Origin of the sequence: Desulfocurvus vexinensis DSM 17965 (genome assembly GCF_000519125.1) — a bacterium.
In the GTDB taxonomy this organism is placed as follows: domain Bacteria; phylum Desulfobacterota; class Desulfovibrionia; order Desulfovibrionales; family Desulfovibrionaceae; genus Desulfocurvus; species Desulfocurvus vexinensis.
Map to the genome: position 1 here is coordinate 1 of NZ_JAEX01000038.1, position 11,526 is coordinate 11,526.

General features: G+C 62.5%; 11 protein-coding genes. 2 read left to right on the plus strand and 9 right to left on the minus strand.

Features of this window, described 5'->3' with window-relative positions; genetic code table 11:
• Positions 1-266 (minus strand): helix-turn-helix domain-containing protein (locus G495_RS23010; protein WP_156939634.1); only part of this gene is annotated, 266 nt, incomplete at its 3' end.
• Positions 267-416: 150 nt separating this feature from the next.
• On the opposite strand from G495_RS23010, the gene G495_RS19345 reads away from it, so the two are divergent.
• Together G495_RS19345 and G495_RS19350 are read left to right on the plus strand one after the other, a co-directional pair.
• Positions 417-659 (plus strand): hypothetical protein, encoded by a 243-nt coding sequence (locus G495_RS19345; RefSeq protein WP_051445401.1) that lies wholly within the window; start codon positions 417-419, stop codon positions 657-659.
• Positions 613-1,572, plus strand: a complete 960-nt coding sequence (locus G495_RS19350; RefSeq protein WP_084458306.1) for a tyrosine-type recombinase/integrase — start codon at positions 613-615, stop codon at positions 1,570-1,572. Before G495_RS19345 ends, G495_RS19350 begins: the two co-directional genes overlap by 47 nt.
• Positions 1,573-1,883: 311 nt before the next feature.
• On the opposite strand, the gene G495_RS0113990 is transcribed toward G495_RS19350, so the two are convergent.
• The 8 genes from G495_RS0113990 to G495_RS19360 form a co-directional block, all read right to left on the minus strand.
• On the minus strand, positions 1,884-2,414 hold the full coding sequence (locus G495_RS0113990) for a hypothetical protein (protein WP_051445404.1): 531 nt from the start codon (positions 2,412-2,414) through the stop codon (positions 1,884-1,886).
• Positions 2,415-2,498: 84 nt separating this feature from the next.
• Positions 2,499-2,765, minus strand: a complete 267-nt coding sequence (locus G495_RS0113995) for a helix-turn-helix domain-containing protein (RefSeq protein ID WP_035252381.1) — start codon at positions 2,763-2,765, stop codon at positions 2,499-2,501.
• The gene (locus tag G495_RS21845; protein ID WP_156939718.1) at positions 2,762-3,619 is read right to left on the minus strand and encodes a hypothetical protein; all 858 of its coding nucleotides are present in this window, start codon (positions 3,617-3,619) and stop codon (positions 2,762-2,764) included. Before G495_RS21845 ends, G495_RS0113995 begins: the two co-directional genes overlap by 4 nt.
• A gap of 418 nt (positions 3,620-4,037) precedes the next feature.
• Complete coding sequence (locus G495_RS0114000) at positions 4,038-7,358, minus strand: CHC2 zinc finger domain-containing protein (RefSeq protein ID WP_028588304.1); 3,321 nt, start codon at positions 7,356-7,358, stop codon at positions 4,038-4,040.
• A 29-nt stretch (positions 7,359-7,387) separates the two neighbouring features.
• Positions 7,388-9,616, minus strand: a complete 2,229-nt coding sequence (gene recD2, locus G495_RS0114005) for an SF1B family DNA helicase RecD2 (RefSeq protein WP_028588305.1) — start codon at positions 9,614-9,616, stop codon at positions 7,388-7,390.
• Positions 9,586-10,050 (minus strand): ERCC4 domain-containing protein, encoded by a 465-nt coding sequence (locus tag G495_RS0114010; protein WP_028588306.1) that lies wholly within the window; start codon positions 10,048-10,050, stop codon positions 9,586-9,588. The genes recD2 and G495_RS0114010 overlap by 31 nt, the downstream gene beginning before the upstream one ends.
• A gap of 1 nt (position 10,051) precedes the next feature.
• Complete coding sequence (locus tag G495_RS19355) at positions 10,052-10,561, minus strand: DUF669 domain-containing protein (RefSeq protein ID WP_245588446.1); 510 nt, start codon at positions 10,559-10,561, stop codon at positions 10,052-10,054.
• Positions 10,562-10,570: 9 nt separating this feature from the next.
• Positions 10,571-11,350: an ATP-binding protein gene (locus G495_RS19360; protein ID WP_051445402.1), complete on the minus strand. Its 780-nt coding sequence runs from the start codon at positions 11,348-11,350 to the stop codon at positions 10,571-10,573.
• Between the last annotated feature and the right edge of the window lie 176 nt (positions 11,351-11,526).

Consider the following 11,526-nt stretch of genomic DNA (forward strand, 5'->3'; position numbering starts at 1 on the left):
TCCTTGGGTGAGCGCTTCTTGAGCCCCTCGGCACCGCCAGCAAGGAATTGATCCCGCCAGCGGGTCAGGGCGGCGGCGGTCACGCCAAGTTCACGGCTCAAAATCTCGATGTCCTCACCACGCAGTAGCCTGAGCACAGCCTCGGTCTTGTGCTTGGCCCAGAACCTCTTGGGCGGCTTGCGTGCCTCATCCCCGGTTCCGGTCGGCCTATGGCCTCCCTCCACCGGGGAGGAGGCTCCTCTGCCCCTCATTCCATCCTTCGTCATCGAACACCTCCTGGGGATCTCTTACTCCCAATTCGGTGTCCAAGAAAACCGTACACCGCCCCAACGCTCTACACCTACGGCAAGGACTTCGAGCAGATCGAGGCCTTTTTCGGTGCCGAACGCAAACTGTCCAGCATCCTCATCCCCCACGTGGGAAAATTCTTCAAATCCGATGCGCTGCTCAAGCTGCCCAACGGGCGGGAGCGCTCCGCGCCCACGGTCGAAAAGACCAAGCGGGTGCTCCGCATGTTTCTGATCTGGGCCAAGGATACCGGCCGCATCGACAAGCTGCCCCTGCCCAAGGACACACCTATGGGCCGGAGCGCCAAGAAAGGAGGACAGCGCGATGACGAACACGACAGCATCGAGGCTCCGGCTGCTGAGCAGTCCTGAACCCGTCCCGCCGGGACGTGGTTTCGATGACGCCTTCGAGGCCTTCGGCAGAAGGCTCTCGGCCGAAGGACGTTCGGAGAACACCATCAGCGCATACCTGCGCGACCTCTCGTACCTGTCAAAGGCGCTCCTCCCGAGGCATCCGGGAATCGTCCCGGAAGAGGTGACCAGCCCCATGATCGACGAGGCGCTGACCTCACCACAGGTAACGACCTCGGCCGGGGGCGGGGTGCGGTCGCCGGCATCCATGCACCGGTTCAAGGCGGCCGTCCGGTCGTTCTTCGCCTGGGCCGAGCGGAACGGAATCGTCCGGGAGAATCCGGCCGGGTCGTTGACCCTTCGCAGGCTTCCCCGGACTCCCCCCAAGTTTCTGACCGAGGCCGAGAAGCGCCGTCTGCTCAAGGAACTTCGCGGCAGGGCATCCTCGCTGGCAGTCCGGGACCGCGTCATCATCGAGGTCTTCCTCGGGACCGGCATCCGGCTGCAGGAGCTCGTCGACCTTGACATCGAGGACGTGGACCTCGACGCCAAGCATCTCCGCGTGCTCGCCAAGGGCTCCGTCCCGCAAGTGAAGTTTCTAAAGTCCACTCTGCGCTCCCTCCTGCGGAGTTACCTGGCCGAGCGCCGACGCCGGGGCGACGGCGAATGCCGGGCGATGTTCCTCTCCAACCGCGGGGAGCGGCTCTGCGAGCGGCAGGTGGCCAGGCGGCTCGAGTATTGGCTCAATGCTGCTGGCATCGACAAGAAACTCAGTCCGCATGCGCTGCGGCATACCTTCGCCACCCACCTCTACAGCCGGACCAGAGATATCCTGGTGGTCCAGCGGGCCCTTGGGCACCGGGACCTGTCGACCACCCAGGTCTACACCCACCTCGTGGACGGCGCGCTGGAAGACGCCCTCGAGCGCCTCTGATCCTCCGCCGGCCATGGAAGCCAAGCGGTCCACCCGGGCCGCTTTTCCTTTCCCGCCTTCGGACAGGCAATGACAGAGGCAAGAGACAGTCAGCCTACAGTCGCGTCCCCGAACACATCCGCAGGCAATGATGCGGGCAGCATCGGAGCCTTCGGGAGCCGGGCGGAAGCATTGGTTGAGAGAACCTTCCGGTGACCGGCGGCTTCGGAATGTCAGAGAACACGTCTTATCCGACATTCCCAGGCCGGGGATGGCCGCAAGTCCGCGTGTTTCGCGGGTCGCTGCATGGCGGGCGGTGGTGTTATCCGACCTCATTTCCGTGTTTTCCCTCTCGCGGTCGTTTTCCGGGCCGGTTTCTTCTGGGACTCCGCCAGCTTTTCAAGCAGGGCCGTGGCCCACTCGGCCGGCGTCGTCTCCGGTCCCTGGGATGTCTCACCCTCACGGGCGATCTTGGTGGCCTTGAGGTCCTTGAGGTGGCAGCGGATCATCCGGTCCAGCCGCTCGGCGGCGTCCCAGTCGCCGGACTCCTGCGCCCGTCCCAGCTTGAGAAAATAGACCGCCACCAGCTCGACCTGCATGAAGTCAGAGCTCTTGTTGAACACGAAGTCCAGGTAGAGCTGGCCGATGATGGCCTCGAAGAGGGGACGCTCCTCCGGTGAGAGGAAGCGGTCGGCGTAGATGCCGTGGCGCAGGCTGTTCTGGTTGCCCGGAGCCGCGCCGCTGCCGGTCCGAGCCTTGGCGGTCTTGCGGACCTCCTGCTCGGGCGCAGCGTTGCGGTGCCAGCGTTTGAGCTGACCCGCGTCGTGTTTTCCGATCCTGTCTTGGGCCTTGTCGTCTGCCATGATCACCGCGCTTTTCGTTTCGGCACCTCGGGGTTCGGGGCGGAAGGTGGATTTCGCCCTCTTCAGGGGAAACCCCCTCGATACCTACCGGAGCGAATCGCGATGCGTCGGAATGGATTCCTCGCAGCTCTGAGCCACGATCTGGCGCACCCGGCGGGGTGTCACGCCGGAAAGCCGGGCGATCTCGCGGGTGGGCACGCCTTGTCCCTTGAGCGCCAGCACGAGCTTGCGGCGTTCCTCGTAAAAGCCCACGTCACTCGGCACCCAGAGGAGACCGGTGAAATGCCGCCGGACGGTGTCGAGCACCTCGGACGGCAGAACGTCCCTGGCATTGGCGTAGGGCCGTTTCATGTTTCTGGATTCGTTCTCTTGAGCCATGGTTGATCCACGTCCGGGTTGTGGAAACGAAGACGGTTCTCCCGCGGTGGCGGGCCGATGATCTCGATGTACTGCCGGGTCACTTGGCCGATGCGTTCGTTGGCATCGACGAAACAGACGAGTCCGAAATCTTCGCCGCAGGGGAAGCGGAACCGTCCCCGGTTCTGATAGAGCCGCGTCTCGGACCAGCCGAGGGAAAGCGCCTGGTCCCGGACGGCATCGACCTTGCCGATTGCCGATTGCGGGACCTTCTCCGTAAAACGCCACTCCCCGTCCTCGGGGTAAAGGTATTGCTCGACAGCCGGTCCAGGGGGACATGCAACCGGAGAGACGGGTGCGGCACAAGCGGGATGGCTCTGGGCGGCCGGGTCAATCGATGGCGAAGGATATGCCTTGGGATCGAGGCTCCGAACGGCGGCGAGAAGCTCGTTCTCACCGAAACGTGCGACGGCCCATGCATGGATGTCGTTGAAGCGGGTTCGCAATCCGTCGAAGGCGGCGGAATCGAGTCGTCCTGTCTCCAGCGCTTTTTTGGCCAGCGCCATCTTGTGCCGGAGCCAGGCGTAGTATTCCGGGTCCAGACGGCGATAGCAGACGCCGTCGATACCCACGTCCCGTGCGAAGTGTCGAGGTTTGTCGGTTTCCCAGGAGTCCAGGTTCGTGGCCGCATAGAGGGCGGTGCCATCGGGATCGGCGGTTTCCCGCGGGTCGTTGCGCTCCGCTGCTTCCGATGTCTCCGGCCTGGAGACATCGACCGACGGATTGCTCGTATCGACCGGGGCTGATCCTCCGGCGGTCTGTTGCATCATGAGTTCGAGAAGGCTCACGTTCCCTGCTCCAATCGGGTGGTTTCCGTTCATGGGATACCTACCGGAGCGGGGTCCGTACCGCCGGGATGCGAAGGTGCGAAGGTCGATGAATGCGGTTCGAACCTTCGCAGGGGCCTTCGCAGTGCTGTAGATGATTGATATTACTGATAGATATGAATAAAGAATGCGAAGGTGCGAAGGATGTAGAGAGGGTCACTCCCGCGTGGACCGAAAAAACAATCGGTGATCCGGCGAGAGACACGGGATCACGGCATGCGGTATTTTTTTCTGAGTAAGGGGGGTGAACCCCTGAAACCCTTCGCACCTTCGCAGTGTCGGCTCAACAGCTTGATATGACGAGGTTTACGGGTGCGAAGGTCCTTCGCGGCTTGCGAAGGGTACCCTTCGCACAAGGAGGCGGCGGTAGGGAAAAGGCTCAGACGAGGAAGGTGATGTCGTAGGTGGCGGTGCGCCGGACGGAATGCTCCGACCGATTGACGACGATCTCGAACCCGGCCTGGCGGATGGTGTTCAAGTCGTTCGAGAAACGCTGGGCGAACTGCTGCACCGAGTTCATGCTGAAGGACAATCCGAAATCTTTGGACAGCCGTTTGACGGCCACGAACAGATCGCGGGCCAGAGCGCCCTCGACGGTGGTTTCGTTCTTGAAATCGAGCTGGTAACGTTCGAGGAAGGCCGCCTTGTTGGTCTTGGCGACGTTCAGTGCGGTGCTCTCCCGGTCCGCTTCGAGCGCGTGCCGGTAGGCCTTGAAGAGCGCCGCCAGGCAGGTGGCGATGGGATTGGATTCGCGGGCGGTCTCGAGGCTGACGTTGTTGAGCGTGGCGATCCGGCCCACAAACTGCGGATGGAGTTCTTCCAACGCCCGGTCGATCACTTCCTGCTGTTCCCCGGCGAGCATCATCAGGTACATGAGGCTCAGGTAATCGTTGCATCGCCTTTTGCTGTGGTTTCCGAGGCTCCGGTGCAGAAGCCGCATCACCTTCTCCTGAGCGCCGGCCCGGAGCATGGCCAGCAGGTGGCTTGTGCGCTTCATCAGGGAAGAGACGATCAGATCGCGGTGCTCCCGGAGCGCGGCCAGGATTTTGGCTTCAAGGAAACAGTCGCTTGCCTGCTCGCCCATATCGAAGCGGATGATGAACGAGCGGGACAGGATTTCGGCGAGTTCCCCTCCCAGCGGTTCGATGCCGGTGGTGTTGAGCAGACACTTGGTCCGCTCGATGACCGTTTCGGTATCCGTGCCGCTTTTGCGCTTTTCCTTGGCGATGCCGGTGATGCTGGTCAGGATGAAGGTCGTCAAGTCCTCGGTCATTTGCTTGACCTCGATGTTGTCGAGGACGATGAGCGGGTTTTGCGAGCCGTCGGTATAGTTGGCCGCGTCGGTGCTCTTCTTCTGCTGGGGCTCACCGTAGAGCAGCGCCGAAATCAATTTGCTCGCGGTGGTCTTTCCCGATCCCGCTGGCCCTTCGAACCGGGTCATCGGCCTTGTGCCGGCGAAATCGATCAGGAGGAAACAGGATAGCCACGAGAGGATCAACACGCGATCCCCCGGCGCGCAGGTGAGATTGTCGAGCAGCAGGTCCACAAGGAGCCGGTCGGCTTCCGCGGGGTCGGCGTCGGCAAGGAAGCGGATCGGTGCCATCTTCCGCGAACCGTCCAGGATGATCCCGTCCGCATTGCCGCCGTTCTTGAGGATTTCGACTCCCTCCGGGGTGATCTTGGCGATCTCGTGGTCGGTGTTGTTCAGGTTGAAGTAGATCGTTTCCCTGGCCACGTCCGTGTGAAGCCAGGAAAAATGCTCCCGCACCTGTCCGCGCTCCACCGCCAGGTTTGACAGTACCTCGTAAAACGTGCGGCCGCCGCCGGTGGTCTGTACCATCCCGGTGTGCTTGTACATGAGGGACGCGTAGAGCCGCTTACGGCCCCGGTCGGGCGTGTCCATCCACAGGATCGTGTCCTCGAAGAACATGAACGGTTCGCCCTGGGGCGTGCGAAAGAACCTGGCCCCGTGGGCGGCGAACCATTCGTAGGCGGCTTCGGCGGCAAGGGTGAAGTCGGGCGAGCCGCGTTCTTCTTCGGTCGCAAGCAGGACTTCCTCGATCCGTGCCCGGCACGATCCGGGAGATGCATCCGATGATCGCTTTTCCCGCTTCCGTTCCTGCCTGGCCTGAGACCGCTGCTCTTTTTGCACCGCTCGCACTTGATCGCGCAGCGTGGCCAGCGAGAGTCCCGTTTTGCCGAACCGCTCCTGAATGAGTTTCAGATGGCGGTTCTGCTCCAGCGGGGAGAGGTATGCGGCTTCGCGCAGGATCGGTTCGAGCAGCCGGTTGCGCTCCTCTTCCGAGACGTCCGTCGGTAGATGAGAGATGCCGAACTCCAAGGGCGTCTCGGCCTTTGCCAGCAACTCTTCGAAGTCTTGGGCGGAGTGACCGGCCACGAAGTAGTCGTTGACGTCGATCTTGGCTTCGGAGAGCAGGCGCTCGGCCTCGCGGGTTTCATCCGGGGTCCGGCCGTCGAGGCGCTTGGTCAGTTCGCGGGCTCCCACCGCGGCGTCGAGACCGAACCGCTCCCGCAATTCCCGGCGGGCGTTCTCGCGTCTTTCATCCAGGGGGAGAAGCGCAAGACGGGTCTGTATGCGGTGCTCGGAAAGGACCGCTGCTGTCTTGAGCGCGCCGTTCAAACCAGCCTGGGAGATCTCGTTGTCCTGGCAGACGTAGACCGTCTTTACGTTGCGAAGGCGCGGCAGCAGCCGCTCCCAATCCGCCTCGCGGATACGGACGGTCACCGGCGACACTGCCGGAAAGCCATGTTCCATAAGCGAGATGCAGTCGGTCACGCCCTCGGTGATGATCAACCGCTCCGGGTCGGCGAGCAGACAGTCCTCGTTGTAGAGATGACTATTGTCGATGCACGGGGCTATGTGTTTGCGTGTGTTTTCGTCGTGGACCGGGAGCTTCTTGTATTTTCCTTGTTCCCATGGCTTGTCAGGCGTCCACGGTGTCTTGCGTCCGATCATGAAAACGACGCGGCCGCGGCTCCAGTAGGGAAACACGACGCGCCCGTCGAAGAATGGATCAAGTCCGTCTTGGTTGGTGGGACGGAACGCGCCGGATGCCGCCAAATCCCGCGGGGAGAAACCGCGCTCCTTGCAGGTCAACTTCCGGACGATTCCCTCGTCGCCGTCGTTGTCCGCATAGCCGATGAGGAGCCTGTCGACCGTCTCCACGGTAAGGCCGTACTTTGACCGAACCCATTCGAGTACCTCGGGGTTGTCCTTGAGCCGTCCGTGATAGTGTTCCGCCAGGGCCGTCAGCACATCGTGGACGCGCAACTCGACCAGGCGCTCCGCCTCAGCTTCGGCCAATTCCTCGGGCGAGAGTCCGTGCTTGGCCAAAGACGGCAGCCCGGCCTTGGCCGCGAGGAAATCGCGGGCATGCTGATGGCTCTCCGGCATGGGGCCGGACTGTCCTCGCGTCACCTGGCCCGATTGGATGAACTCCACGAGCTGGAGCACGTCGCCGCCGACGCCGCAGCCGAAGCAATACCAACCCTGCTTGTCGAGCATGACATGAAGGGACCGGTGCGATCGGCTACTGTGGTTCGGGCAGTCGCATTGGAGCAGGCGGTCGGATTCATGCAGGATGTGAGCGCCGAGCAGTTCCCGCGCGACCATACCGATGTCGACCTCGGTGACCCGCCGGTAATACTCCCTCACGTTGTCCTGACGTTCGAATGCCATGCGCGCTCCGCTCCAAGAATGTCCATTCGCTACTGACCGGTCGTCGCGGGAACACGGGATTCCTCAAGGCGACCTGCATCCAGCAGGAGGGAGAGGAACGTTCGGCGGTCGTCCTGTTTCCTCTTTCTGGCGCAGTTCGAGATGCCCCAGCGGTCCCCGACGAGGACCGTCGTCTGTCTGGCCCGCGTGACGCCGGTGTAGAGAAGGTTCCGGTGGTGCATGAAGGAGTGGGCCTTGTGGACCACCACCACGGCGCATGGAAACTCGGAGCCCTGCGCCTTGTGGATCGTCAGGGCATAGGCGAGTTGGATGTCCTGCAGGTTGGGCGAACCGGCCTCGATCTCCACCGGGATGCCGTCGAAGTCCACGCTCAGAGAGCCGTCTCGGCCGACGTGGAGCACCACGCCCATCGCGCCGTTCATGACGCCGATCTCGTAGTTGTTCCGGGTCTGGATGACCTTGTCATGCGCGAGAAACTTGGGCCGGCGACCGGGGGGCGTCGGGGGCACTTCGACATTCCAGAGTCTGCGCTGCACCAGACGTTGAAGCTCGCAGTTGAGATCGCGTGTTCCCAGCGGTCCCTTGTGGGTCGGGGTCAGAAGCTGGACATCGGTCAACAGGTCGAACCCGAGGCGTTCAACGAGCACATTCTCGAAGAGGTCCAGTACGAACCGCTGCGCGTCCCATTGATCAGTGAACTGATCCACCACGTACCAAGCCCGTCGGCCGGAGGGTTCGGCGTCGCTCGTCTTGCGGACCTCGCCATTCAAGACGGCGATGCTGTTCTCCTTCAGGATGCCGGCCTGCCGTACCACCTGGTCGAGGAGCACCGTGGGAACCATCCGCGACTGAACCAGGTCCCGCAACAGATTGCCCGGTCCGACGGGAGGCAGTTGGTTGTGGTCTCCAACCAGCACAACGGCGGTCCGCTCGAGGTCGATGCTCTGAAAGAGGTGCCAAGCCAGGGGCACATCCACCATCGAGACCTCGTCGACGATGATCACGTCGGCGTCGATGGGATCGTCCGGTCCCCGGGCGTAGTCCTTGCCGTTGAAACCCAGCAGCCGGTGGATCGTGCCCGCCGGATGTCCGACGACCTGTTCGAGACGCTTGGCGGCCTTGCCCGTGGGCGCGGCCAGGATGACGCGCAGCCCCTGTTCCTCGTAAACGCCGGTGATGGCGGATACGGTGAAGGTCTTGCCGCTGCCCGCTCCGCCGGAGATGAGCGAAATCGAATGACGAATCGCTGTGACGGCGGCCTGCCGCTGACCCGCGTTGAGCTGCGGCGCGGTTTCCACGACCATGTCGGACAACCGGTCTTGGCCGGGGAAGTGCGGATTGGGCGCTCCGCCGTTCCGGAAGACCTTTGCCAGGTCCTCCTCCATCGCACGGATTTCAGGTTTGGCTACGATGAACCTCCCGCCGTGGGAGACGCAGACCAGGGCTTTCTCGTCGATGAGCCGGTCAAGCGCCTGCTCGATACGGTCGCGGCTGTCGAGGACGTCCATGACCAGCAGCACGTTGGCTTGGTCGACCAACTCCTCGAACTCGATCCAGCAGTCGCCTTGATCCAGCGATTCGTTCACGCAGTGGAGAACGCCGGCCCGGATACGCGCGGGGTCGTCTTTGGCGGTGCCCATCTTCCTGGCGATCTTGTCCACGCGCTTGAACCCGAAGCCGCGGACCTCGCGCACGATGATGTATGGATCTGCCTTGAGCAGTCCCAACGCGTCGTTGCCGAATTTCTTGACCAGGCTCGTTACCTGGTGATGGGTGAGATCGAAGGCGGCCAACCAGGTGATCGCCTTGTTGGTCTCCCGCGTCTTGAGCCACTCTGAGCGGAGCTTCTGTACGGCATCCGGCGACAGCCTTGCAGCCTCGGCGATTTGTCCGGGCTCGTCGGAGATGATCCGGTCGAAATCATGACCGAAGCGTTCGGCGATCAAGCGGGCTTTGACCGGGCCGATGCCTTTCATCTCCGGGTGGTTGGCCAGGTAGTTGGCGAGACCGTCGGCGTCCAGATCGAGATCGTATTCCATACCCTCGACCTCGAATTGTCGGCCGTACTTCGGGTGTGTCACCCAGCGGCCGTTCAGCACAACCGGTTCGTTCTCACGGGCGAAGAGCCTTCCGGCGAATTGCACTTCGTCGCCGTCGGCCGTCGTGAGACGGCCTGCGGAAAACCGCGGCCCGGCGTAAAAGACCGTCTCGACGCGGCCGCGGACGGTTACGGATTGGTTGTTTGATCTTGTTCGCATCGTCTCGATACCTTCCGGTGATACCTGTGTAGAAATTCCTCCACGAACCGGCAGGCAGCCTGCCGGTCGGAGCAGAAAAACACCGGGATGCCGAAATCGACGACGATGGAAAGCAGTGCTCCCAGGACGGCGTTGGGATGCGCTCCGGAGCGGTAGCGGCCTCCGAGGATGTCCCGGAGATCCGCTTCCACCACGACGCACGCGGCGGCGTATTCGGAGAGGCGGCGCAGTTCCTTTGTGAACCGCTTTCGGGATCGGATGACGGTGGAGACGAAATCCTCAAGGGTCTTTCGCTCCACCGCCACGGAATCCTCATGCCCCTCGACGGAGTAATCCCCGGCGGGGAGGGCGCGGCGGACGACCTCCGTGCAACCGGATTCAAAGGCGTAGGGTTCCTGCTCCCGCGTGTCGACGACGACGGTGACCCGGTTCACGTCAGAACGGGGCCAGGGCGTTACGAGCCGCCGAGTCGTATTCGTCTCCGCCGTCTTCGAGCACGATGCGCCGGTTGATGTAGACGTTCTCGTTCTCGCCGCGCGTGCGCTTGGTGATCTCGAGCTTGACGTTGATGAGCTTCTCCAGGTTGGCCGGAAGCTCGGAGAGCTTGTCCAGATCCAACCCGCAGGTGTGCAGGTCCGTCTTGAGCCACTTGATGTTCTCGCGGGTGGCCATGACGTTGTTGCGCCACAGGAGTCTTCCCCGAAACTTCGGGGCGAGGATTCGCAGCGTCCACTTGAGCATGGGATTTCCCGAGGTCTGCGCCCGGGTCAGTTCCACCCGCTCGACGTTCACCTGGTACTTGCCGTCCGGGATGGTCTCGAACTCGCGTTCCTCGACCTCGGCATGTTCGAAATCGTCGTCGAACTGTGCGAGGTCGATGTCCTCGGTGCCGCGGGGCTGGTCAAAATGTCCGTAGTCTTCGTTCTGCATGGTCTGTTCCTCCATCTATGGGGTTTATTTACCGGCGGGTGCGGGCTTCTTGTCCTGCCCGTCCCCCGGTGCCGGCACCGACCGCGGGGCACTCGCCCTCAGCGCGGCCGCCGGCCTGTTGAACGCTTCAATGAAAGCCTGGAAATTGAGGTCGATGGTGTCGGGAAGCCTCCCCGTGCGGTCGCCCGCCTCGTAGTGGGGGCTGGGCTTGGTTCGCATGACGCGGCGGTAGACCGGTTTTCCGCTCTCGTCGCTCGTCACTTCCAGGTCGCAGAAGAGGATCAGGTCGACCATGCCCAGCACGATCTTGCGGGCTTTGTCGGGGAGCGTCGGGATAATGCGGATGTACTTGCCGGTCCGCGTCTCGATTTCCTTTTCCTGAGAGTGGGATACCAGGACGAGTCCGTATGGCAGGAAGGCCAGCTTGGTCAGGACACGGTGGAACTCGTTGTTGATCAGCGCCCACCCCTTGCCGTAGCCGAGGTCGGACTCGTGTTCGATCTTGAACTTCGTGCAGATGTAGTCGCTGCACATCCGGTAGGCGTTGTCGACCGTATCCAGAATGACGGTCTTATAAGGATGTTTCCCCTCGGCGATCTCGCCGCATGCGGCGAGCAACTCTTCCCAGCTCCTGATGGGGACTTGAAAAACATCCAGCGAATTCAGTCCCGGTTCGGTGGCGAGAAACAGCGCGCCTTCTGACCGGGAACACCAGGTCGATTTGCCGATCTTGCTCGGGCCGTATACCAGCACCGTGAGATCGGCGTGATCCTGCTTGGGGGGACTTTTCTTCGTAGGCAACATGTCGGTTCTCCTTTTCTATGGGGTGGGGCGGTGTACGGTTTTCTTGGACACCGAATTGGGAGTAAGAGATCCCCAGGAGGTGTTCGATGACGAAGGATGGAATGAGGGGCAGAGGAGCCTCCTCCCCGGTGGAGGGAGGCCATAGGCCGACCGGAACCGGGGATGAGGCACGCAAG